Origin of the sequence: Kitasatospora sp. NPDC004669 (assembly GCF_040609455.1) — a bacterium.
In the GTDB taxonomy this organism is placed as follows: domain Bacteria; phylum Actinomycetota; class Actinomycetes; order Streptomycetales; family Streptomycetaceae; genus Kitasatospora.
This window is the reverse complement of record NZ_JBEXKB010000001.1, coordinates 218,623-241,495: the sequence shown is the minus strand read 5'-3', so window position 1 is coordinate 241,495 and position 22,873 is coordinate 218,623. Positions and strand designations below refer to the sequence as shown.

At 70.7% G+C, this 22,873-nt stretch carries 18 protein-coding genes; 8 read left to right on the top strand and 10 right to left on the bottom strand.

Features of this window, described 5'->3' with window-relative positions:
• Positions 1 to 23: 23 nt before the first annotated feature.
• Positions 24 to 2,474 carry a DUF6049 family protein gene (locus ABZW30_RS01120; RefSeq protein WP_355668908.1) on the bottom strand — a complete coding sequence of 817 codons (2,451 nt, stop codon included), beginning with the start codon at positions 2,472 to 2,474 and terminating at the stop codon, positions 24 to 26.
• A gap of 472 nt (positions 2,475 to 2,946) precedes the next feature.
• Here ABZW30_RS01120 and ABZW30_RS01115 point away from each other — a divergent pair, with 472 nt between their 5' ends.
• Positions 2,947 to 4,353, top strand: coding sequence for a CCA tRNA nucleotidyltransferase (locus ABZW30_RS01115; RefSeq protein WP_355669038.1), 1,407 nt, complete (start codon positions 2,947 to 2,949; stop codon positions 4,351 to 4,353).
• A gap of 129 nt (positions 4,354 to 4,482) precedes the next feature.
• Here ABZW30_RS01115 and ABZW30_RS01110 read toward each other — a convergent pair whose 3' ends face one another.
• From ABZW30_RS01110 to ABZW30_RS01090, 5 genes are all read right to left on the bottom strand, one after another.
• Positions 4,483 to 5,520 (bottom strand): hypothetical protein, encoded by a 1,038-nt coding sequence (locus ABZW30_RS01110; protein WP_355668907.1) that lies wholly within the window; start codon positions 5,518 to 5,520, stop codon positions 4,483 to 4,485.
• Between the two features lie 35 nt (positions 5,521 to 5,555).
• Positions 5,556 to 6,182, bottom strand: a complete 627-nt coding sequence (locus tag ABZW30_RS01105) for a hypothetical protein (RefSeq protein WP_355668906.1) — start codon at positions 6,180 to 6,182, stop codon at positions 5,556 to 5,558.
• Between the two features lie 197 nt (positions 6,183 to 6,379).
• Entirely contained in the window at positions 6,380 to 7,657 is a 1,278-nt protein-coding gene (locus tag ABZW30_RS01100; RefSeq protein WP_355669037.1) for an MFS transporter, read from the bottom strand.
• 225 nt (positions 7,658 to 7,882) lie between these two features.
• Complete coding sequence (locus ABZW30_RS01095) at positions 7,883 to 8,965, bottom strand: inositol-3-phosphate synthase (protein WP_263104417.1); 1,083 nt, start codon at positions 8,963 to 8,965, stop codon at positions 7,883 to 7,885.
• A gap of 127 nt (positions 8,966 to 9,092) precedes the next feature.
• Complete coding sequence (locus ABZW30_RS01090; RefSeq protein ID WP_355668905.1) at positions 9,093 to 9,794, bottom strand: PadR family transcriptional regulator; 702 nt, start codon at positions 9,792 to 9,794, stop codon at positions 9,093 to 9,095.
• Between the two features lie 513 nt (positions 9,795 to 10,307).
• On the opposite strand from ABZW30_RS01090, the gene ABZW30_RS01085 reads away from it, so the two are divergent.
• Entirely contained in the window at positions 10,308 to 12,761 is a 2,454-nt protein-coding gene (locus ABZW30_RS01085; protein ID WP_355668904.1) for a transglycosylase domain-containing protein, read from the top strand.
• Positions 12,762 to 12,933: 172 nt separating this feature from the next.
• Entirely contained in the window at positions 12,934 to 14,511 is a 1,578-nt protein-coding gene (locus ABZW30_RS01080) for a glycosyltransferase 87 family protein (RefSeq protein WP_355668903.1), read from the top strand.
• Between the two features lie 136 nt (positions 14,512 to 14,647).
• On the opposite strand, the gene ABZW30_RS01075 is transcribed toward ABZW30_RS01080, so the two are convergent.
• The 3 genes from ABZW30_RS01075 to ABZW30_RS01065 all read right to left on the bottom strand — a co-directional run bounded on the left by ABZW30_RS01075 (position 14,648) and on the right by ABZW30_RS01065 (position 17,291).
• Positions 14,648 to 15,682 carry an alanine racemase gene (locus ABZW30_RS01075; RefSeq protein ID WP_355668902.1) on the bottom strand — a complete coding sequence of 345 codons (1,035 nt, stop codon included), beginning with the start codon at positions 15,680 to 15,682 and terminating at the stop codon, positions 14,648 to 14,650.
• Positions 15,683 to 15,695: 13 nt separating this feature from the next.
• Complete coding sequence (locus ABZW30_RS01070; protein ID WP_355668901.1) at positions 15,696 to 16,814, bottom strand: peptidoglycan bridge formation glycyltransferase FemA/FemB family protein; 1,119 nt, start codon at positions 16,812 to 16,814, stop codon at positions 15,696 to 15,698.
• Between the two features lie 177 nt (positions 16,815 to 16,991).
• A complete protein-coding gene (locus tag ABZW30_RS01065) occupies positions 16,992 to 17,291 on the bottom strand; it encodes a hypothetical protein (RefSeq protein ID WP_355668900.1) in 300 nt (99 codons plus the stop codon).
• Between the two features lie 320 nt (positions 17,292 to 17,611).
• On the opposite strand from ABZW30_RS01065, the gene rpsF reads away from it, so the two are divergent.
• The 4 genes from rpsF to rplI all read left to right on the top strand — a co-directional run bounded on the left by rpsF (position 17,612) and on the right by rplI (position 19,384).
• Positions 17,612 to 17,902 carry a 30S ribosomal protein S6 gene (gene rpsF / locus ABZW30_RS01060; RefSeq protein ID WP_355668899.1) on the top strand — a complete coding sequence of 97 codons (291 nt, stop codon included), beginning with the start codon at positions 17,612 to 17,614 and terminating at the stop codon, positions 17,900 to 17,902.
• Positions 17,903 to 17,998: 96 nt separating this feature from the next.
• Positions 17,999 to 18,604, top strand: coding sequence for a single-stranded DNA-binding protein (locus ABZW30_RS01055; protein WP_355668898.1), 606 nt, complete (start codon positions 17,999 to 18,001; stop codon positions 18,602 to 18,604).
• Between the two features lie 79 nt (positions 18,605 to 18,683).
• Positions 18,684 to 18,920: a 30S ribosomal protein S18 gene (rpsR, locus tag ABZW30_RS01050; RefSeq protein ID WP_350515712.1), complete on the top strand. Its 237-nt coding sequence runs from the start codon at positions 18,684 to 18,686 to the stop codon at positions 18,918 to 18,920.
• Between the two features lie 17 nt (positions 18,921 to 18,937).
• Positions 18,938 to 19,384, top strand: coding sequence for a 50S ribosomal protein L9 (gene rplI, locus ABZW30_RS01045; RefSeq protein WP_355668897.1), 447 nt, complete (start codon positions 18,938 to 18,940; stop codon positions 19,382 to 19,384).
• A gap of 83 nt (positions 19,385 to 19,467) precedes the next feature.
• Here rplI and ABZW30_RS01040 read toward each other — a convergent pair whose 3' ends face one another.
• The gene (locus ABZW30_RS01040; RefSeq protein WP_355668896.1) at positions 19,468 to 20,802 is read right to left on the bottom strand and encodes an MATE family efflux transporter; all 1,335 of its coding nucleotides are present in this window, start codon (positions 20,800 to 20,802) and stop codon (positions 19,468 to 19,470) included.
• A gap of 452 nt (positions 20,803 to 21,254) precedes the next feature.
• Between ABZW30_RS01040 and dnaB the strand changes: the two genes are divergently transcribed.
• Positions 21,255 to 22,841 (top strand): replicative DNA helicase, encoded by a 1,587-nt coding sequence (gene dnaB / locus ABZW30_RS01035; protein ID WP_355668895.1) that lies wholly within the window; start codon positions 21,255 to 21,257, stop codon positions 22,839 to 22,841.
• Positions 22,842 to 22,873: the final 32 nt, after the last annotated feature.

Here is a 22,873-nt window from a genome sequence, read left to right as displayed (position 1 = left end):
GGCGTTACGGGGGGTCGGCGGTATCAAGGACCAACCTTCTCATCACCGGCGGCCCGATCCCGGCCATCCGGGCTGCTGGCGCGCGGTGTCTGCACGGGACCGTCACCGCCGGACTCCTCCGCCGGGCCGTCCTCAAGGCCGTTCTCCGGGCTGTTCCCCGGGCCTTCCGCGGGAGCCTCCGGCTCGGTCGCGGCGGCGCCCCCGGTGCCGTCCGTCGCCGGGCCGTCCCCGACCGGCTGGTCGCCGTCCTCGTGCGGCTGTCCGCCGCGGCGCTTGCGCTGGCGGACGAAGCGCAGGGCGGCCAGCAGCAGCAGGACGCCGGCGCCGGCGAAGACGTACAGCACCCCGTTGGTCACCGAGGTGACCTCGACCCTGAACGTCTGCGGTTCGCCGTACTTCTGCGGGTTGGGGCCGGTGGTCCAGAGCTGGGCGGTCATGGTGACCGGGCCGTTGTTGTGCGCCTCGGCCTGGAACCGCAGGGTGACGCTCTGTGCGGCCGGGATGACCAGCTCCTCCGGCTGGCTCACGTTCAGCCTGTTCGGCTGGGTCGAGGTGAGCTTCAGCTTCAGGTTGGTGACCGTCTGGGAGAGGTCGTTCTTCACGCTGACCTGGAGCTGGCCGGTGTTCCCGGCCAGGGTGACCACCGTCTTCGGCGGCACCTTGACGGCGCCGGTGAGCTCCTTCAGGTACTTCGTGACGCCCTCGCGGTAGGTGTCGCCGGCCGGGCCCTGGGCCCGCCACTCGGTGGAGAGCGAGCGGACCATGGCGGCGCTGAACGGGCCGCGCACCCGCTGCGGCAGGGTGAGCACCCGCATCAGGACGTCCAGGTCCTGCTGGATCTTGTCGGTGCCGCTCAGGTCGGCGGCCGACAGCTCGGTGGCCCGGGCCTGGGTCGGGTAGTCGGCGGGCGAGGGGAGGGCGGTGTTGGACTTCGGGTCCGGTGCGGACTGGGCCAGCGCGTCCAGCTTCACCGGGGTCAGCCACTTGTCGGTCGCCGCCTGCAGCGCGCCGGCCAGCACCTTGGCGGTGGCGGCGGACAGCTCGCGCGGCGGCATGACCAGCAGGCCGCGCTGGTTCTGCGGCTGCTCGTGGGTGATCGTGTAGGTCTCGGCCAGGAAGCGCTGGGTCGCCTCGGTCTGGTCCTTCGGACTGGTCAGGTCCTTCTGGAAGAGCGAGGAGACCGTATCGTCGGCGACCAGGGCGTTCTGACCGTTGCCGATCGGGCGCACCGCGGTCGGGGTGTAGTTCACCGCGTCCGGCTCGGGCATGCTCGCGCCGTTGACCAGCACCAGCCCGCTGCCCGCCTGCCGGGCGACGCCGGCGATCTGCTGGTCGAGGTAGCCCTGGTACGGCCAGGCCACGTCGGAGCGGGTGTCCACGGACAGCCGGCCCTCGACGGTCAGCCGGCCGGCGGTGGCCGCCTTGTTCAGGGCGGTGCCCATTCCGGTCAGGTCGGCGCCGTTGTGCGCGATCGAGGCGAGGTCGGGGTCGGCGTACGGCAGTGCGACCACCTGGCTGCCCTGCTTGGCGACCGCCGCGCGCAGCTTCTCCAGCCAGGCCGCGGCGGCGGCCGAGCCGGTGCCCGGGACGGTGTTGTCGTCCCTGGCCGGCTTGCCCGGATCCGTACCCGGCTTCTGCACCCGGTACAGCTTGTTGGTCATCGCGAACGCGGTGTCCAGCAGGTCCGGGTCGACCACCCAGGTCAGCCCGGTCAGCTTGGAGCCGGTGTCCACCAGCTCGTACAGCCGACCGCCCGGAGCGAACTCGGCGGCCAGGCTGTCGTCGCGCAGCACCGGGACGGTCTGGTCGTTGTCGGAGACGGTCTGCGCGGCCAGCACCGGAGCGTGCACCAGCGGCCAGAGCGTGGTGATCTTCGTCGGCTGGGCCTCGGTGCCGCCCTGGCTGTAGGGCAGGAAGGTGCGGGCGATGCCCAGGGCCCGGTCGTGCGGGTTTTCGGCGGTCGCGCCCCAGGCGTCCACCGCGAGCTCGTAGACGCCGCTGTCGGACAGCCCGAGGTCGCTCACCGCGACGCTCAGGGTGTACGGCTGGCTCTCGCCCGGCTTCAGCTCCGGCAGGGCGTACTGCGGGCTGTCCAGCTCCACGCCGTCCGCGCCGCCGGGTGCGTTGCGGGTGGCCACCGACTGCAGCTCGCTGCGCCGCTGCAGCGGCTTGCTGGAGACCGGCTTGCGGACCGCCGCGTGGGCGCCCTTGATCGCCGACTTGCCGCCGTTGGTGACGTGCCCGCTGATGCTCACGGTGCCGTTCTGGGCGGCGACCTGCGGGGTGACCGCCTCGATGGTCAGCACCACCGGGTACTCCGCGGTGGCCGTGGCGTCGGCGGCCGGGCGGATGTTGCCGCCGGACGGCAGCGCCATGGCGGGCGCGGCCGTGAACAGGGTCAGGGCGGCCGCGCAGGCGGCGGCGAAGCGGCGGGCGCGGCGGCCCGGGCTCCGTCCGTCGGCGGCTCGTGCCACAGGACGTCCACTGGGACGTTCGGCGGGGCCCGCGGCCCGTCCAGGCTGTCGGTGCGCCCCCAGGCCCGAGTGCCGTGCCGGCTCACTCACTCGTTTCGCCCTCGCCGTTCTCGATCGATCGCTCGCTGCTGATGCTGTCCGCCCGGCGCTGCCGCCCGACGTTCCCCGCTCGACGTTCTTCGCTTGACGCTGTTCGCCGCCCTGCTGCCACGGAGGGTTCCGTCGGCTGAGGCGGCACGCGACACCGCATCCCCGGTTCCGGTGTCCGAGACTCGTCCACCGGCATGGTAACGATCCGGCCTGGCGTGCAGTGTTGGGGGCTGTGGGGTGAGACGCTCAAAACGCGCGGGCGGTTGACCTGTCGGGGCACGTACCCTTGTGAGCCGTGTCCACTGCCAATGAGCCCACCGCGCGCACCGATCGTTCCAGCACCGCCGTCCAGGTCGTCCCAGGCCTGAGCGAGGCCCAGGCCATGGGGTTGCAAGAGCTGCTGCGGGTGTCGCCGGTCGCCGACGAGATCGCCCGCCGGTTCCAGGCGGCCGGTCACCGGTTGGCGTTGGTCGGCGGCTCGGTGCGGGACGCGCTGCTCGGCCGGCTCGGCAACGACCTGGACTTCACCACCGACGCCCGCCCGCAGCAGGTGCTCAAGCTGGTCAAGGGCTGGGCGGACGCGGTCTGGGACGTCGGCATCGCCTTCGGTACGGTCGGCGCCCGCAAGGACACCCCCGGGGGTTCCTTCCTGATCGAGATCACCACCTACCGCTCCGAGGCGTACGACCGCACCTCGCGCAAGCCCGAGGTCACCTACGGCGACACCATCGAGCAGGACCTGGTCCGCCGGGACTTCACGGTCAACGCGATGGCCGTCGACCTGCCCGGCCGCGGCTTCGTCGACCCGCACCACGGCCTGGAGGACCTGGAGGCCCGGGTGCTGCGCACCCCCGCCACCCCCGAGGAGTCCTTCTCCGACGACCCGCTGCGGATGATGCGGGCCGCCCGCTTCGCCGCCCAGCTGGACTTCGACCTGGCGCCCGAGGTGGTCGCCGCGATGACGGCGATGGCCGAGCGGATCACCATCGTCTCGGCCGAGCGGGTGCAGGCCGAGCTGAACAAGCTGTTGCTGGCCAAGCACCCGGTGAAGGGCCTGCGGCTGCTGGTCGACACCGGCCTGGCCGGGTACGTGCTGCCCGAGCTGCCCGCGCTGCAGCTGGAGCGCGACGAGCACCACCGGCACAAGGACGTCTACGAGCACTCGCTGACCGTCCTGGAGCAGGCCATCGACCTGGAGCAGGACGGCCCGGACCTCACCCTGCGGCTGGCCGCGCTGCTGCACGACATCGGCAAGCCGCGCACCCGCCGCTTCGAGGCGGACGGCCGGGTCTCCTTCCACCACCACGAGGTGGTCGGTGCCAAGATGACCCGCAAGCGGATGCGCGAGCTCAAGTACTCCAAGGAGCTCACCGAGGACGTCTCCCGCCTCGTGGAGCTGCACCTGCGCTTCCACGGTTACGGCGGCGGCGAGTGGACCGACTCCGCGGTGCGTCGCTACGTGACCGACGCCGGGCCGCTGCTGGAGCGCCTGCACATTCTGACCCGCTCGGACTGCACCACCCGCAACCGCAAGAAGGCCGCCGCGCTGTCGCGCACCTACGACGGCCTGGAGAAGCGGATCACCGAGCTGAAGGCGCAGGAGGAGCTGGACGCCGTCCGCCCGGCGCTGGACGGCAACCAGATCATGGAGCTGCTCGGCCTCAGGCCCGGCCCGCAGGTCGGCAAGGCGTACAAGCACATGCTCGAACTGCGACTGGAGCACGGCCCGATGGAGCACGACGCGGCGGTCGCGGCGCTGCGGGCCTGGTGGGCCGAGCAGCAGGGCTGAGGCTGAGGGCCTGTCCTCGGGCTCCCGTCCGCGGGGCGGCGCCGGGAGTCCGAGGACGGGCCCCGGCCGCGACGACGAAGGGGGCGGTTCCGGCACTCGGCCGGGACCGCCCCTCGCGCGTGCGTCCGGTTACTGGAGCTGCTTGAGGCAGAGCACGTAGTCCAGGGCCGGGAGGTCGGGGTGCTTGCTGGTGTACCAGCCGTCCGCCTTCGGCTGCTTCTCGCAGACCTTCTTGTCGGAGGTGGCGAGGTACTTGTAGATCACCTTGTACTGCGCCTTGGAGTCGGTGCAGGGCAGCACGGTGACCTTCGGGTTGGTGTCGGTGGTCTCGCTGGTGCCGTTCTCGTTGCGCAGGCAGTCGCCGACCTTGGCGTAGTCCGGGCCGTTCGTCTCGACCGGGGTCGGGGTGGTGATCGGCGGCAGGGTGATGCTCGGCAGCGGCGGCAGGGTGAAGGTCGGCGAGGGGAAGGTCGGCGGGGTGTAGGTGGGCATCGGCAGCGGCGTCGGCGAGAAGGTGGTCACCGGCGTCGGGGTCGGTCCCGGGTCCGCGTTGTTGTCGTGGTCCTTCGGGCTGAGCACGCCGATGGCCGCCAGGATCACGGTGACCACCAGCGAGACCGGCAGCAGCAGCATGGCTGTGTGCGGTCGCCGGCCCAGCGGGACGCCCGGGTCGAGCTGCGGGCCGTGGGTGCCCGGCATCGGCGGCGGCAGCTGCTTGATCCGGCCGTTGGCGGCCAGGTTCATCAGCAGGGTGATCGGGGTCAGGAACAGCGACGCCCAGCCCCACCAGCCCTGGACCAGGGTCTTGGCGGACATGTCGCGCACGGTGGCCGTGCCGCAGGTGCGGCAGAACGGGCCGCGCATGGTCAGCATCCGGTACCAGAGCACCAGGCCCTGGTGGCCGCGGACCTTGACGTCCACCGCCGGGTAGCCACCGCAGAAGCGGCAGGTCTGACCGTCCATCGGGGCCGGCGGCGGGTACCCGTAGCCGTAGCCGGGCGGCTGGGCGCCGTACGGCGGCTCCGGCGGCGGGGCGCTCGGGTAGCCGTAGCCGGGCGGGCCCGGGGGCGGCGGGGGCGGCGCGCCGTACGGCTGGGCGCCGCCGTAGGGGTTGCCGTCGCCCGGCGGGGGGCCGTACGGCATCTGGGGCGGAGGCGGAACGGACAAGTGGTCCCCCCGGAGAAGGATGATGGTCGACGAGGTCAGGACTTCTTCACCGGCGGGTAGCCGGTGGTGCTGGGGGCGGTGGGGGCCAGCGAACCGAGGCAGAGCACGTACCGGTTGGTGTTCCAGCGGCGGCCGCTCTTGCCGTAGACGGTGCGCGCGGTCTGCGGCGTCTGCTGGCAGCGGTTCACGTCGGTGGTGCCGGTGAACTTCGCCAGCACCTTGTAATTCGCCTTCGAGTCAGTGCACTTGACGATCTTGATGTCGCTGTAGCCGCTCACCTGGACACAGTCGCCGACCTTGGCGCTGCTGACGCTCGGGCCGGCCACGAAGTAGGTGACGGCCAGTGCGACGCAGCCGCCGGCCGCGCCGACGATCCGCAGCTTGGACCGGACACTACGCTTGGCGGGTGGTGCCGCGGGCGTCGGGCCGGGCTGCGGGTAGCCGTACGCCCCGGCGGGCGGCTGCTGCGCGTAGGGCTGCGGCGGGTACGGTTGCGGCTGCCCGTACGGAGCCTGCCCGTAGGGGGCCTGGACGTGCGGGGCCTGGACGTAGGACTGCTGCCCGTACGCCGGCTGACCGTACGCCGGCGGGGGCGGCCCGAAGCCGGCAGGCGCCGCCGGGGCCGGTGGTGGCGGGCCGTACGGGCTGGGCGGTGTACTCATCAGATCGTCCCCCGAGACCAAGTGCTGTCGTTCCGACAGGCTTACGTACCTTAGCGACTGGGTCGGACGCAATCCGTCCGGAGGTCGCAAGGGATTTCGGGACCAGGCGGTTTCCATTCCGGGACAGCACGGTTTCAGACACCGATGGTTCGGACACCGCGCTGTTCGGACCGCGCGGTGTTCCGGCGGCGCGGCGTTCAGGCCTGCCGGCCGCCGGGCAGCGGACCGGTCCGCCGGGCGGCCCGCAGGTAGAGCGCCGCGGTGAGCGCGTACACCGCCGCCACCCCGATGACCACCGGCACCGAACGGCCGGACAGCGGCAGCACCAGCGCGGTGACCAGGGCGGCGGCCACGAAGGCGACGTTGAACAGCACGTCGTAGATGGCGAAGACTCGGCCGCGGTACTCGTCCTCGACCGATTCCTGAACGACCGTGTCGGCGCAGATCTTGGTGCCCTGGGTGACCACCCCGAGCAGCAGCGCGGCGACCAGGCAGGGCACCGGGGCGAAGAACAGGCCCAGCGCGGGGACGAAGAGGACCGGGGCGACCAGGCAGGCCGTCATCCAGCCGGCCAGGCCCAGTCGCCGGGTGCACCAGGGGCTGACCACGGCGGCCACGAAGAACCCGGCGGCGGACAGTCCGACGGCCTGGCCGAGGGTGGCCAGCCCGGCCGCGCTGTCGGCCGGGTCGTTGAAGGTGTACCGGGCGAGCATCACCACGACCACGATCAGCACGCCGTAGCAGAACCGGGCCGCGGTGACGGCGGCCAGCGCCTGCACGGCCGGTCGGCAGTCCCGCCGCAGGTGGCGGACGGCGGCACCGAGTTCGACGGCGGCCCGCAGCAGCACCTGGCCGAGCGCCGGGTGGTCGCCGTGCTTCACCGGGCCCAGCAGGTCGCGGTCCATCCGGCGGGCGGCCAGTGCGGCCGACAGGTACAGCAGCGAGGCGACCGTGACCAGCGCGGCGTCCGCCCGCGGCCCGGGGGTCATCACCTGGTGCAGCAGGAAGCCGATGCCCCCGCCCGAGGCGGCGGCGACCGTTCCGAGGGTGGGGGAGAGGGCGTTGGCGGTGACCAGCTGCTCCTGCTCCACCACTCGGGGCAGGGCGGCGGACAGGCCGGCCAGGATGAACCGGTTGAGCGCGGTGACCAGCAGCGCGGAGGCGAAGAACAGCCAGATCGGTGCCTCGACCAGCAGCAGCGCGCCGGTGCCCAGGCCCAGCCCGAAGCGGGCCAGGTTGCCGAAGTAGAGCACCTGGCGGCGGCGCCAGCGGTCCAGCAGCACCCCGGCGAACGGGCCGATCACGGAGAACGGCAGCAGCATCACGGCCAGCACCGAGGCGATGTCGGCGGGGGAGGACTGCTTCTCGGGGGAGAAGACCACGTAGGCGGCGAGCGAGACCTGGAAGACGCCGTCCGAGACCTGGGAGAGCACCCGGGCGGTCAGCAGCCGGCGGAAGTCCCGGCCCCCGAGCAGACCGAGGAGCGTGGCGCGGTGCGCGGACTGGTGGGTGCTGCCGTTCTCGGTGATCGCCACCCGCCCAGGGTGCCACGGAACCGGTCGACGTTTCACGTGAAACATTTGCCGTGGAAACGTGAAGGGCTCACGATCTGATGATCGTGAGCCCTTCGGAAGAGCTATGAGCGACGACAAGCCGTCAGCTCAGCGCTCGGTGCTGGACAGTCGCGAACCTCGCTGCGCTCAGCGCTCGACCTCGCCACGGATGAACTTCTCGACGTTCTCCTTGGCCTCGTCGTCGAAGTACTGGACCGGCGGGGACTTCATGAAGTACGAGGAGGCCGACAGGATCGGGCCGCCGATGCCGCGGTCCTTGGCGATCTTCGCGGCGCGGACGGCGTCGATGATGACACCGGCGGAGTTCGGGGAGTCCCAGACCTCGAGCTTGTACTCCAGGTTCAGCGGAACGTCGCCGAACGCGCGACCCTCCAGGCGGACGTAGGCCCACTTGCGGTCGTCCAGCCAGGCCACGTAGTCCGAGGGACCGATGTGGACGTTCTTGGCGCCCAGCTCGCGGTCGCGGATCTGCGAGGTGACGGCCTGGGTCTTGGAGATCTTCTTGGACTCCAGGCGCTCGCGCTCGAGCATGTTCTTGAAGTCCATGTTGCCGCCGACGTTCAGCTGCATGGTGCGCTCGAGGATGACACCGCGGTCCTCGAACAGCTTGGCCATCACGCGGTGCGTGATGGTGGCGCCGACCTGGGACTTGATGTCGTCACCGACGATCGGCACGCCGGCCTCGGTGAACTTGTCCGCCCACTCCTTGGTGCCCGCGATGAACACCGGCAGGGCGTTCACGAAGGCGACCTTGGCGTCGATGGCGCACTGGGCGTAGAACTTGGCCGCGGCCTCGGAGCCGACGGGCAGGTAGCAGACCAGGACGTCGACCTGCTTGTCCTTGAGGACCTGGACGACGTCGACCGGGGCCTCGTCCGACTCCTCGATGGTCTCCAGGTAGTACTTGCCCAGGCCGTCGAGGGTGTGGCCGCGCTGGACGGTCACGCCGGTCGGCGGGACGTCGCAGATCTTGATGGTGTTGTTCTCGCTGTTGCCGATGGCGTCGGCCAGGTCGAAGCCGACCTTCTTGGCGTCGACGTCGAAGGCGGCGACGAACTCCACGTCACGGACGTGGTAGTCACCGAACTGGACGTGCATCAGCCCGGGGACCTTGCCGGCCGGGTCGGCGTCCTTGTAGTACTCGACACCCTGCACCAGCGAGGCGGCGCAGTTGCCCACGCCGACGATGGCTACGCGAACCGAACCCATTTCCGGTTGCTCCCTGTGATCTCATGAGGACCGCCGGAATCGGCGGCACTCGTCCTGCTTCTTCGATGACTGCTTGTACGGGCGCGTGGCGCCCTCTCCTGCCGCGTGGCACAGGGCTGACGCGGTGTCAGCGCTCCTGGGCGGAGCGCCCCGGGCGGTCGTACGGTGGCCCGGACGGGTCCGGGGACCCGGTCTCCTGGCCACGGCCGTCCGAAGTCTGGTGGGGGCCGGCGGCGGTGCCGCCGGCGGTGGCGGGCCCGGTCCGGCCGGTGCGGTTGGCCCGTTCGGTCTCGATCAGCTCGTTGAGCCACCGGACCTCGCGTTCCACCGACTCCAGTCCGTGCCGCTGGAGTTCGACGGTGTAGTCGTCGAACCGTTCGCGGGCGCGGGCCAGCGAGTTGCGCATCCGCTCCAGGCGCTCCTCCAGCCGACTGCGTCGACCTTCCAGGACGCGCATCCGCACGGCCCGATCGGTCTGGCCGAAGAACGCGAAGTGGACGCCGAAGCGCTCGTCCTCCCACGCGTCGGGGCCTGAGTCGGCGAGCAGCTCCTCGAAGCGCTGCTTGCCCTCGGGGGAGAGCCGGTAGACGATCTTCGACCGCTTGCCGTTGAGCGCGGTGGCCGGGACGTACTCGACGTCCGGGTTGTCCTCGACCAGGAAACCCTGGGCGACCAGGCTCTTCAGGCACGGGTAGAGCGTTCCGTAGGAGAGCGCCCGCAGCGCTCCGAGCAGGATGTTGAGCCGTTTCCGCAGCTCGTAGCCGTGCATCGGGGCGTCATGGAGCAGGCCGAGAACGGCGAACTCCAGCACTCCTGAGCGCCTGCCCACTGCCGTCGTCCTCCTCCCTCTCGACCTCGCCCCGGCCGCTGCATCCGGCGGTATTCCGCTTCGATGTATCGGCTCGATATATCGAGAACAGTAAACCCGACCCTTGGAACGGGCAAGGGGGGCGCGCGTGAATGTGATCACAAGCCGACGCGCGGGTGGGCTTGGCAACGGGCGTGTAATGATCTGTCGCCGTTTTGCGGTAATTGACGGCTGATGCCCGATTAATAGTCATTTCGTGCTGCGTACGCTGTCGCGTGTGCACGAGGACCAACCTCCGGGGTTAGGGCGGTCCGGGCATCGGACGTGAACCCTGCCTTCAGGCTGGAAAGCCTGGCGAGGAGTGGCTGGAACATGAGCGAGCGACGGCGAAGGACGCCCGACCCGGGCGGTGACGGGCAGCAGCCCCCGGGAGGCGGTGGCCGTCGGGGTGGACCCGGTCCCGATGAGCTGGGCTCGGAAGGGCTCGGCCGTCGACGCCCGTCCGGCGTCCGGGAGACCGCCCAGCAACCCCGGATGGGCCGTGCCGAGATGCGCAAGGCCGCCCAGAAGAAGGGGAAGGGGGGCGGCCGACGAGGTGCTGCCGCCGCTTCCGCCGCCGCGGCCGCCGGCCCCGGCAAGAAGCGCTTCATCGACTACCCCCGGTGGGGCAAGACCGGCGTCCGGCGCTGGCTGCCGTCCTGGAAGCAGTGGCTGAGCGCCTTCCTGCTGTTCTTCGCCACCGGCGTGGGCGTCGTGTTCTACCTCTACCAGACCACGACGGTCCCGAACCTCAAGGACCTGGTGAGGGAGCAGAACACCATCTACTACTGGGCCGACGGCAGTGAGATGACCCGCAAGGGTGACACCAACCGCCAGATCGTCGAGATCCAGGACATCAGCCCCAACCTGCAGAACGCCGTCATCTCGGCGGAGAACGAGACCTTCCGCACCGACAGCGGCATCGACCCCAAGGGCATGCTGCGCGCCGTCTACAACATGGCGAAGGGCGGGGAGACCCAGGGCGCCTCGACGATCACCCAGCAGTACGTCAAGAACGCCTACCTGAGCCAGGAGCAGACCCTCAGCCGCAAGCTGAAGGAGTTCTTCATCACGCTGAAGATCAACCAGCAGATGGGGAAGGACGACATCCTCAAGGGCTACCTGAACACCAGCTGGTTCGGCCGCAACGCCAACGGCGCGCAGGCCGCCGCCCAGGCGTACTACGGCGTCAACGCCAAGGACCTGAACCTCTGCCAGAGCGCCATGCTGGCCGGACTGCTGAAGGGCGCGAACTACTACGACCCCTCCAAGCCGGCCAACCACGACCGCGCCGTGGAGCGCTGGAAGTGGATCCTGGACCGGATGGTGATCACCCACAACACCACCCCGGAGGAGCGGGCCAAGTGCACCACGTTCCCCGAGCCGATCCCGCAGAAGTCCAGCTCCAACATGAACGGTGAGATCAGCTACCTGGTCGACACCGTCAACCAGTACGTGATGGCCACCGACAAGTCGATCACCCAGCAGGTGATCGACAAGGGCGGCCTGAAGATCTACACCACCTTCGAGAAGGACAAGGTCGACGCCCTGAAGAAGGCGGTCGACGACGTCAAGGCGGAGAACCTCAACCCGCAGAAGCGTCCCGACAACGACACCTTCATCCAGTTCGGCTCGGCCAGCATCCGCCCCGGCGACGGTGCGATCGTCGCCCTCTACGGCGGTGACGGCGTGGAGAACGGCCACTTCGACAACAACGCCAACGCCACCGGTGTCCAGGTCGGTTCGACCTTCAAGCCCTTCGTGCTGGCCACCGCGATGCAGGTCGGCGTACAGACGGCGAAGGGCGACGACGGCAAGCCGAAGCGGATCAACGCGGACAGCCGCTACCTCTCCGACGACCTGTCCGAGATCCGCAAGCCGGACGGCTCGCTGGTGATCGGCGACGACGGCAAGCCCTACCGGCAGAAGAACGAGGACGCCGGCAAGCGCGGCTACGTCTCGCTGCGCCAGGCCATGCAGTACTCGTACAACGTGCCCTTCGTCCAGCTGAACCAGGACGTCGGCGGCCAGAACGTGGCCGACATCGCGGTGCAGATGGGCATCAAGAAGGACAGCCTGGCCGACCCGAAGACCCCGACCTTCGCGCTCGGCACCTCCACCATCAGCCCGATCCGGATGGCCACTGGCTACGGCACTCTCGCGGCCAGCGGCAAGGAGGCCGAGCCCTACTCGGCCACCAAGGTCGAGGTGGACGGCAAGGAGCGCCCGGGCTTCGGCAAGAAGGACACCAAGGCCGCGCTGGAGCCGGCCGTCGCCGACAACGTCACCGACGTGCTGGTGAACGTGGCCAAGAACGGTACCGGTACCAAGACCAACTCGCTGGGCCGCCCGGTGGCCGGCAAGACCGGTACCACCGACCAGAACAAGTCGGCCTGGTGGGTCGGCTACACGCCGCAGCTGGTGACCAGCGTCGCGATGTGGCGCGAGGACCCGAGCAAGCACGACCGGCTCTCGCTCAACGGCACCGGCGGCAAGGAGTCCATCCACGGTGGTGACATCCCGACCGACATCTTCACCCGGTACATGAAGGTCGCGCTGGCCAACGAGAAGAAGATGGACTTCCCGAGCCCGCAGCCGGTCGGCACCGAGGTGGACTCCTCCGGCGCGCCGTCCACGGCGACCGCCACGCCGACCCAGGCCCCGACCCAGACCCCGACCGAGGCCCCGTCGGCCCCGCAGCCGACCCAGCCGCAGCCGACGCAGCCGCAGCCGACGCAGCCGCAGCCCACCCAGGGCGGGGGCTGTGTGCCGGGCGTGGACTGCCCGCCGACCCCGCCGCCGACCCACACCCCGAAGCCGAAGCCGACGGACACCTGCACCCTGTTCGGCTGCACGACGCCGACGCCGACCGACAGCACCCCGCCGACCGGCGGGGGCAAGCCGGGTGGCGGCGGCAAGACGTCTCCGAGCAGTACGGCCACGCCGTAGGACGCGGCCGGTCGGTGAGACGCTGAAGCGGCGGTGGCGGTCCTCCTCGGAGGGCCGCCACCGCCGTTTCGCCGTGTTTCGCCGCTCGCGCCCCCTCCGCACCACTCGTACCGCCGGGGCCACCGCGGGGTCCTCCTCGTCCCGGCGCATCCGGTGCGGCAGGATGTCCGGCATGACGTCGAGCGATCGTGACGAAACCGCGGGCCCGGACCGGCCCGGCGCCGCCGCAGGGCCCACCCCGGCAGCCGTCGCCACGGCCGCACCGCCGGCCAACACCGTGGTCGTCCCGGCCGACGAGGACCGGGTGGCGGCGGCCGGCAGCGAGGTGTTCGGCGGCCCGCCCGGGCGCCGGGCGCTGCTCGGCGTCTCCTGGTGGATCCCGGCGCGCTTCCTGGCGCTCGTGGTGATCGTGGTCTCGGCGCTCGGCATGGTGCACAACCTGCCCTGCTACAACCAGGCCTGGTTCCAGCCGGGGTCGCCGCAGTACATCCACGCCTGCTACAGCGACATCCCGCACCTGTTCTCCGGGCGCGGCTTCGCGGCCGGGCTGCACCCGTACGTGGACCGCATCCCGGGCAGCTCGGGGGACCTCCAGTACCTTGAGTACCCGGTGCTGACCGGCCTGTTCATGCAGGTCGCAGCCTGGCTGACGCCCGGCGGCGGCACCCAGCAGGACCAGGAGCAGTGGTTCTGGGCGATCAACGCCGGGATGCTGATGGCCTGTGCGGTGGTCGCCGTGGTGGCGCTCTCGCGCACCCACCGCCGCCGCCCCTGGGACGCCCTGCTGTTCGGGCTCTCGCCCGTCCTGCTGCTCAACGGCACGGTCAACTGGGACCTGCTCGCGGTCGCCCTGGCCGCCGTGGCGATGGCCTGGTGGGCCGGTTCCCGGCCGGGCTGGGCCGGCGTCTTCATCGGCCTGGCCGCCGCCGCCAAGCTCTACCCGCTGCTGCTGATCGGTCCGCTGCTGGTGCTCTGCTGGCGGGCCGGGAAGTGGCGCGAGTTCCGGGTGATGCTGGGTGGCGCGGTGGGCGCCTGGCTGGTGGTCAACCTGCCGATCATGCTGGCCAACTGGCAGGGCTGGTCGACGTTCTACGTCTTCAGCAAGCACCGCGGCGAGGACTACGGCTCGTTCTGGCTGATCCTGATGCAGAACCGCGGCGTGGGGCTGGCCGACCTCGACCTCTACATCGGGTTGCTGATGGTGCTGGGCTGTGCGGCCATAGCGTGGCTCGGCCTGTCGGCGCCCCGTCGGCCGCGCTTCGCGCAACTGGCCTTCCTGGTGGTCGCGCTGTTCGTGCTGGTCAACAAGGTGTACTCGCCGCAGTACGCGCTCTGGCTGCTGCCGCTCGCGGCGCTGGCCCGGCCGCGCTGGCGGGACATCCTGATCTGGCAGGCCTGCGAGGTGCTGTACACCCTGGGCATCTGGTCCCACCTGGGCTTCGTCACCGGGCCCAAGCAGCACGGGATCGGCGAGCCCTGGTACCACTTCGCGATCGTGCTGCACCTGCTCGGCACGCTCTACCTGGTCGTGCTGGTGGTCCGCGACGCCCTGCGCGCGGACCGCGACCCGGTCCGCTGGGACGGCAGCGACGACCCCTCCGGCGGGGTGCTGGACCGCGCCCCGGACGTGTTCACGCTGGGCACCGCCCGACGGCTGCGCGAGGAGGAGAGCTACGCCGCCTACGCGCCGGCCGGCCCCGAGCAGTGGCTCAAGGAGCCTGAACTGCCGGAGCCGGCCGAGGGGCCGTAAAGCTGCGAGCGAGCCGAAGGGCCGCGCCGGTGCCGAAAGGGAGAAGCGACCAGCGAGGTACGAGCGCCGGAGCGCCGACCGTCGGCACCGGGTCAGAGCGGCCCGGAGGCGAGCCGAGCACCAAGAGGGCGGGGGCTCAGCGGTCCACCACGCGGTCGAAGTGCGTGGTGGTGTGCCGGACCTGGAGGCCCAGTTCCTCGCCGATCGCGGGGGGCTTGGTCTCCCCGTCCAGGAACAGCAGTGACACCTGCATGTGCGGCGGCTCGGCGAACCAGAGCTGCTTGCCCGCCCAGTGGAACGGCGACTTGGTCTTGTTGACGGTCGCCAGGCCGGCCCGGGCGATGCCCTTGGCCCGCGCACCCATGCTCGCCACGTACTTGGGCGCCTCCAGGCCGATGCCGTGCGCGGTGCCGCCGGCGACCACCACGATGTGGCCGTCGGAGGGCGCCGGGTGCTGGCGGTAGCCGTAGCGGTCGCCCTTCTTCACCGGGGTGACGTCCAGCACCGTGGCCCGGACCTCCAGCGCGGCGTGGTCGCCGAGCCAGAGCCGGGTGCCGATCCGGGCCCGGAACACGGTGTCCGGGTAGCGCTGGGCCAGCTGGTCCATGCCCGCCGCGCCGAGGTGGCTGACGAAGACGGTGTGCACCGGGATGCCCGCCGCCTTGGCGGTGTCCACCCAGTACGCGACCTCCTCGACCGGGCTGGAGCCGTCCGGCCGGTCCATCGGCAGGTGCAGCGCCAGGCCCTCGAAGGAGACCCCGTCCAGCTCGCCGGCCGCCGTCCGCAGGTCGGCCGCGCTCACGCCGTGCCGACGCATGGTGGTCATGCACTCCAGCACCACCCGGGCGCCGTGCAGCGCGCGCAGCGCGTCGACGCTGGCCACCGTCCGGATCACCCGGGCGAGCGGCAGCGGGAGCGCCTCCTCGCCGACCCGGTACGGGGTGAGCACCAGCAGCTCGCCGCCGTACCACTCGGCGGCGTCGGCCGCCTCGTAGGCGGTGCCGACGGCCAGCACGCCGGTGCCGAGCAGCGTCGCCTCCTCGGCCAGCCGGTGGTTGCCCAGGCCGTAGCCGTTGCCCTTGGCGACCGGCACCAGGCCGGGGAACTCGGCCAGCACGGACTGCTGGTGCGTGCGCCAGCGTTCGGTGTCGAGGTAGAGCGACAGCGTCATCGGGTCAGCCTCCTCAGCGGCGGGACATGTAGAGGTCGAGGGCCTTGTGCAGCAGCTTGTTCAGCGGGAAGTCCCACTCGCCGAGGTACTCGGCCGCCTGGCCACCGGTGCCGACCTTGAACTGGATCAGACCGAACAGGTGGTCGTTCTCGTCCAGGGTGTCACTGATGCCGCGCAGGTCGTACACGCCGCCGCCGAGGGCGTAGGCGTCGCGCATCATCCGCCACTGGATCGCGTTGGACGGCTTGACCTCGCGCTTGTGGTTGGCCGAGGCGCCGTAGGAGTACCAGACGTGCTCGCCGACCACCAGCATCGTGGTCGAGGCCAGCGGTTCGCCCTCGTGGTAGGCGATGTAGAGCCGCATGCGGTTCGGGTCCTCGGCGTTGAGGGCGTTCCACATCCGCTGGAAGTAGGCCAGCGGGCGCGGGGTGAACCTGTCGCGCTCGGCGGTCACCAGGTAGAGCTGGTGGAAGATCGGCAGCTCGTCGTAGCCGCCCTGGACCACCTCGACGCCGCTCTTCTCGGCCTTCTTGATGTTGCGGCGCCAGAGCTGGTTGAAGCCCTTCTGGATGTCGTCCAGCGAGCGGTTGGCCAGCGGCACCTGGTACACGTAGCGCGGCTGGACGTCGCCGAAGCCGGCGCCGCCGTCCTCGCCCTGCAGCCAGCCGGCCTTGCGCAGCCGGTCGGCGACCTCGAAGGCGCGCGGCTCGTACCAGTCGGCCTCGATGTCGCGCAGGCGCTTGGCCTGCTTGGCGGCGATGGCCTCCTTGATCGTGGGGGCGTTCCAGCGGCGGATGACCACCGGCGGGCCCATCTTCACCGAGAAGGCGCCCTGCGACTTCAGGTGCGCCAGCATCGGGGAGAGCCAGCGGTCGAGGTCGCGGTCGAACCAGTCGATGACCGGGCCCTCGGGCAGGTAGGCGAGGTAGCGCTTGACCTTGGGGAGCTGGCGGTAGAGCACCAGGCCGGCGCCGACGAGCTGGTTGTGCTCGTCGAACCAGCCGATCGACTCGGAGCGCCACTCGGCCTTCACGTCACCCCAGGCCGGCACCTGCATGTGGCTGGCCGAGGCACGGCTCCTGATGAAGGCGAGGTGCTCCTCGCGGGTGATCGTCCTCAGGCGAAGGCTCATTGCTCGGTGCTCCTCGTCGGTCGGGCTGCGGTGGCCCCAGGTTCTCGGGGTGACCCTATCGTCCGGGGCCCGGGGGCCCGCCGCTGCGGGCACGACGGCGCCCCCGTCGCGTACCTGTCTTCTTGCAGATACGCGACGGGGGCGCCGAGGGTTCCTGAACCCGGACTCCCGGGGGTCTCAGCCCACGAGGCCGCCGCGGGCGATGCCGAGGTAGAAGCCGATCGCGGAGGCGCCGAGCGTGATCATCAGGACGAAGCGCTCGGCGGTGGTGACCGAGACGAACATGCCCCAGAACCCCGTGACGATCCCGGCCAGGCCGGTCCATGAGGTCAGCACGTGCAGGTTGTGGAAGAACGACGTGGTGAAGGCGATCACGCCCAGCACGGCGGTCAGTGCCACCAGGGTGTTCTCGCGGGGGTGCGGGTGGCCGTCGGTGTTCAGCGTGAGCGCGGGCATGCGGGGGACGGACTGGGCCATGAGACCCACCTCCTGGCGTGGAGACGAACGGGCAGGAATCCCGTTCCGTCCAGATTGCGGGGGTTGGGTCGCTCTCACAACCCCTATGCGTTTTGTTCGGCCGTCCGGGTGCAGGTAGGCTGTGCCGTCTGCACTGGTGTAGTTGTGCCCCCCTTGCGCCCTCTTTCGGGTGTCGCCCTCTTTCGGGTGAGCGGGGCCCGACTGTCCGACCCGGCCGCTACGGTGTGCCGGAGTCGTCACCGCACCGGTGCCGACGCTACGCACAACCCTCCTGCCACGGAGAGACCGTGGCCGCTGAGTCCAAAGGAGGTGGGTTACTCATGCGTCACTACGAGCTGATGGTCATCCTCGACCCCTCGGTCGAGGAGCGCGCTGTCTCCCCCCTGATCGAGTCCTTCCTCGCCGTCGTCCGCAACGGCGGCGGCAAGGTGGAGAAGGTCGACACCTGGGGTCGCCGCCGTCTGGCTTACGAGATCAACAAGCAGTCCGAGGGCATCTACTCGGTCATCGACCTGAAGGCCGCGCCTGAGGTCGTCAAGGAGCTCGACCGCCAGCTGGGCCTGAGCGAGTCGGTTCTGCGGACCAAGGTCCTGCGCCCGGACAACCACTGAGCCACCTCTGAGGCCTTCGGGTCTCGGGTAGCTCGCGTCCGCTGTTTCACGTGAAACAGCGGTGAACGGACATCTTCCCGAGAGGTCATCACCACCATGGCAGGCGAGACCGTCATCACCCTCGTCGGCAATCTCGTCGACGACCCCGAGCTGCGCTTCACCCCGTCGGGTGCGGCGGTCGCGAAGTTCCGTATCGCGTCCACCCCCCGCACCTTCGACCGTCAGACGAACGAGTGGAAGGACGGCGAGAGCCTCTTCCTCACGTGCAACGTCTGGCGTCAGCCGGCGGAGAACGTGGCCGAGTCGCTCCAGCGCGGCATGCGCGTCATCGTGCAGGGCCGACTGCGCCAGCGGTCTTACGAGACCAAGGAAGGCGAGAAGCGGACGGTCTTCGAGGTCGAGGTCGACGAGGTCGGCCCGAGCCTGCGCTCGGCGACCGCCAAGGTCACCCGGGCCAACCGCTCCGGCGGTCCTGGCGGCCCCGGTGGCGGCTTCGGCGGCCAGCAGGGTGGCGGCCAGGGCGGTTGGGGCGGCGGTGGCGGCCAGCAGGGCGGCGGCTGGGGTGGCAACTCCGGCGGCGGCCAGTCCGGCCCCTCCGACGACCCGTGGGCGTCCAGCACCCCGTCCGGTGGCAACCAGGGCGGCGGCGGCTGGGGCGGTGCCCCGTCCGGTGGCGGTTTCTCGGAAGAGCCCCCGTTCTAAGAGCTGACAGATTTCGTGCGGCCCGGCCGCAGGCGTCCCCGGACGCCAGTCGGGCCGTGAACCCCAAATGGAGCACACCATGGCGAAGCCGCCTGCGCGCAAGCCGAAGAAGAAGGTTTGCGCCTTCTGCAAGGACAAGGTCAACTACGTTGACTACAAGGACACGAACCTGCTGCGGAAGTACATCTCCGACCGCGGCAAGATCCGTGCCCGCCGGGTCACCGGCAACTGCACCCAGCACCAGCGTGACGTCGCCACGGCCGTGAAGAACAGCCGTGAGATGGCGCTGCTGCCCTACACCAGCACCGCGCGCTAAGAGAGGGTGACCGAGTAATGAAGATCATCCTCACGCACGAGGTGCCGGGTCTCGGCTCCGCCGGCGAGGTCGTCGAGGTCAAGGACGGCTACGCCCGCAACTACCTGGTCCCGCGTGGCTACGCCATCCGCTGGACCAAGGGTGGCCAGAAGGACGTCGACGCCATCCGTCGCGCCCGCAAGATCCACGCGATCCAGACCCTTGACGCCGCCAACGAGGTCAAGGGCAAGCTCGAGGGCGTCCAGGTCAAGCTGGCCGTTCGCTCGGGTGACGCCGGCCGTCTGTTCGGCTCGGTGACCCAGGCCGACGTCGTCGAGGCCATCAAGGCCGCCGGCGGCCCGGCTGTGGACAAGCGCGCCGTCGCGATCGCCTCGCCGATCAAGACCGTGGGCACCCACAAGGTCTCGGTCAAGCTGCACTCGGACGTCGTGGCCAACCTCGACGTCGCCGTCGTGGCTGCCTGAGTTCCATAGCAGTGGCCTGAGGGCCGGACTCCCCTCCCGGGGAGTCCGGCCCTCGGTCGTTCCAGGGTGTTCCGGGGCGGGGCTCAGCCCCGGACGGCCCCGGTGACCAGCCAGTGGCCGCCGCGGGCGCGGGCCGCCAGGAACACCGCGCGGACCAGCATGAACAGGTTCATCGCCCACCAGAGCCCGGCCAGTCCGGTGCCGGTGGCCGGCACCAGGGCCGCCGTCGGGGCGAACACCGCCAGGGTGGCGAGTGCCGCCCGGGCCAGGTACGGGCCGTCCCCGGCGCCCATCAGCACGCCGTCCAGCACGAAGACCAGACCGGCCACCGGCTGGCTGAGCGCGAGCAGCAGCAGAGCGGTGGCCAGCTGGCCCTGGACCGCCGGGTCGGGGGTGAAGAGCGGGACGTACAGCGGGCGGGCGAGCACCACCAGCAGTCCGAGCACCACCCCGGAGCCGAGGCCCCACTCGACCATCCGCCGGGTGGCGGCTTTCGCCCCGGGGACGTCCGAGGCGCCCAGGTAGCGCCCGATGATGGCCTGCCCGGCGATCGCGATGGCGTCCAGCGCGAAGGCCAGGAAGCTGAACAGCGTCATGGTGATCTGGTGCGCGGCCACCTGGTCGTCGCCGAGCCGGGCGGCCACCGCAGTGGCGATCATCAGCACCGCGCGCAGGCTGACCGTCCGGACCAGCAGCGGACCGCCCGCCTTGGCGCCGGCCCGGATGCCCGCCGCGTCCGGCCGCAGCGAGGCCTGCTCGCGGCGGGCGCCGCGGACCACCACGACCAGGTAGACGGCGGCCATCCCGGTCTGCGTCAGCACGGTGCCCCAGGCCGAGCCGGCCACCCCGAGCCCGGCCCCGTACACCAGGCCGGCGTTCAGGCCGATGTTGGCGGTGAAGCCCGTGACCGCCACCAGCAGCGGCGTACGGGTGTCCTGGAGACCGCGCAGCACACCGGTGGCGGCCATCACCAGCAGCATCGCCGGGATGCCCAGCGAGCTGATCCGCAGGTAGGTGACCGCGTACGGTGCGGCGGTCGGCGAGGCGCCCAGCACCCCGGCCGCCCAGGGGGCCAGCAGCAGGGTGAGCAGCACGACCGGGACGGCCAGCCCGAGAGCCAGCCAGAGGCCGTCGACGCCCTGCTGGACGGCGCCCCGGTGGTCCCCGGCGCCGATCCGGCGGGCCACCGCGGCGGTGGTGGCGTAGGCGAGGAAGACGAACACACCGGTCGCGGTGGTGAGCGCGGCGGAGGCGACGCCGACCCCGGCGAGCTGGGGGGTGCCGAGGTGGCCGACGATCGCCGAGTCGGCCATCAGGAAGAGCGGTTCGGCGACCAGCGCGCCGAAGGCCGGGACCGCCAGGGCGAGGATCTCGCGGTCGTGCCGGCGGCTGGGGGGCGCGGTGGGGGCGGCGGTCATGGGCTCCAGGGTACTCATCCACAGGTAATGAGCAATGGCCCAGTTCGATCATTACTCGAAATCCTGAGCGACGAGCTCTGTGCGCTGGGTGCCCACAGCCGTTCGGAGGTGTGTGAAGAATTTCTCATGCACAGGCCCGGGAAGAGGTAATAGCAGGTCAGGCGGTTGACGGTGGATCGATCGTCTGGTTATCCACAGGAGCTTCCACAGGGGTGTCCACAGCTTTGCGGCAGTTCTCCACAGCCCGGGGCCACTCATCCACACCCCCTGTGGATAACCGCCTTGGCGCAAGGGCTCCCGGCGCCTTAGCGTGGGCCGTCCACCCGACACTCCCACTCGCCCCGGCGTCCGATTTGTCGGTGCCGTGGCGTACAAAGAGGATCGGATCCGCTCCACCCAGCCACCGGCAAGGCCCGCTCCAACTCGCACCACTCGCTGATCGGGGAACACGCGTGACCGGCCCCCAGTACCACGACCACGACGCCCCGCCGCCGGAGGAGGACTGGCAGACCGCCGAGGACCCCTTCCCGGTCGGCGCCTTCGACGACGCCCCCTTCCCGGACGGGCCCGGCGACCGGCTCCCGGTCTCCCGCAACCGTGGTGGCCAGGGCGGCGGCCGGGGCGAGGGCTTCCGCAAGGGCGGCGGCTTCAAGAAGGGCGACCGCCGGGACGACCGGGACCGCCGCGAGGACGAGGGCCAGGGCGGCGTCGACGGCTTCGAGCGCGTCCCCCCGCAGGACCTCGCCGCCGAGCAGTCCGTCCTGGGCGGCATGCTGCTCTCCAAGGACGCCATCGCCGACGTGGTCGAGGTGCTCAAGCCGGCCGACTACTACCGGCCCGCGCACGAGATGGTCCACGGCGCGATCCTCGACCTCTACGCCCGCGGCGAGCCGGCCGACCCGATCACCGTGGCCGGCGAGCTGACCAAGCGCGGCGAGCTGCAGCGCGTCGGCGGCGCCTCGTACCTGCACACCCTGGTCAACTCCGTCCCGACCGCGGCCAACGCCGAGTACTACGCCCAGATCGTCCACGAGCGCGCCGTGCTGCGCCGCCTGGTCGAGGCCGGCACCCGGATCGCCGGAATGGGCTACGCGGCCGAGGGCGACGTGGACGAGATCGTCAACGCCGCCCAGGCGGAGATCTACGCCGTCACCGAGCAGCGCACCAACGAGGACTACGCGCCGCTCGCCGACATCATGGAGGGCGCCCTCGACGAGATCGAGGCGATCGGCTCCCGCAACGGCCAGATGTCCGGCGTGCCGACCGGCTTCGCCGACTTCGACCAGCTCACCAACGGTCTGCACCCCGGCCAGATGATCGTCATCGCGGCCCGACCCGCGATGGGTAAGTCCACCCTCGCGCTGGACTTCGCCCGGGCCTGCTCGATCCACCACAAGCTGCCGAGCGTGATCTTCTCGCTCGAAATGGGCCGCAACGAGATCGCCATGCGTCTGCTCTCCGCCGAGGCCCGGGTCGCGCTGCACCACATGCGCTCCGGCAACATGACGGACGACGACTGGACCCGGGTCGCCCGCCGGATGCCCGACGTCAGCGAGGCGCCGCTGTTCATCGACGACTCGCCGAACCTGTCGATGATGGAGATCCGCGCCAAGTGCCGCCGGCTCAAGCAGCGCAACGACATCAAGCTGATCGTGATCGACTACCTCCAGCTGATGCAGTCCGGCGGCTCCCGCCGGGCCGAGAACCGTCAGCAGGAGGTCTCGGACATGTCCCGTAACCTCAAGCTGCTGGCCAAGGAGCTGGAAGTGCCGGTCATCGCGCTGTCCCAGCTGAACCGTGGTCCCGAGCAGCGCACCGACAAGCGGCCGATGGTCTCGGACCTCCGTGAGTCCGGCTCGATCGAGCAGGACGCCGACATGGTCATCCTGCTGCACCGCGAGGACGCCTACGAGAAGGAGTCGCCCCGCGCGGGCGAGGCCGACCTGATCGTCGCCAAGCACCGTAACGGTCCGACCGCCACCATCACGGTCGCCTTCCAGGGCCACTACTCGCGCTTCGTCGACATGACCCGGGACTGAGGGCCTGTCCCGCGGGCCGGCCGGTCTCGCAG

Coding starts and splice junctions, on each gene's coding strand:
- ABZW30_RS01115 (WP_355669038.1), top strand. CDS start 2,947: ATGGGGTTGCAAGAGCTGCTGCGGGTGTCGCCGGTCGCCGACGAGATC.
- ABZW30_RS01105 (WP_355668906.1), bottom strand. CDS start 6,182: ATGAGTACACCGCCCAGCCCGTACGGCCCGCCACCACCGGCCCCGGCG.
- ABZW30_RS01095 (WP_263104417.1), bottom strand. CDS start 8,965: ATGGGTTCGGTTCGCGTAGCCATCGTCGGCGTGGGCAACTGCGCCGCC.
- ABZW30_RS01085 (WP_355668904.1), top strand. CDS start 10,308: ATGGGCCGTGCCGAGATGCGCAAGGCCGCCCAGAAGAAGGGGAAGGGG.
- ABZW30_RS01080 (WP_355668903.1), top strand. CDS start 12,934: ATGACGTCGAGCGATCGTGACGAAACCGCGGGCCCGGACCGGCCCGGC.
- ABZW30_RS01075 (WP_355668902.1), bottom strand. CDS start 15,682: ATGACGCTGTCGCTCTACCTCGACACCGAACGCTGGCGCACGCACCAG.
- ABZW30_RS01070 (WP_355668901.1), bottom strand. CDS start 16,814: ATGAGCCTTCGCCTGAGGACGATCACCCGCGAGGAGCACCTCGCCTTC.
- ABZW30_RS01065 (WP_355668900.1), bottom strand. CDS start 17,291: ATGGCCCAGTCCGTCCCCCGCATGCCCGCGCTCACGCTGAACACCGAC.
- rpsF (WP_355668899.1), top strand. CDS start 17,612: ATGCGTCACTACGAGCTGATGGTCATCCTCGACCCCTCGGTCGAGGAG.
- ABZW30_RS01055 (WP_355668898.1), top strand. CDS start 17,999: ATGGCAGGCGAGACCGTCATCACCCTCGTCGGCAATCTCGTCGACGAC.
- rpsR (WP_350515712.1), top strand. CDS start 18,684: ATGGCGAAGCCGCCTGCGCGCAAGCCGAAGAAGAAGGTTTGCGCCTTC.
- rplI (WP_355668897.1), top strand. CDS start 18,938: ATGAAGATCATCCTCACGCACGAGGTGCCGGGTCTCGGCTCCGCCGGC.
- ABZW30_RS01040 (WP_355668896.1), bottom strand. CDS start 20,802: ATGACCGCCGCCCCCACCGCGCCCCCCAGCCGCCGGCACGACCGCGAG.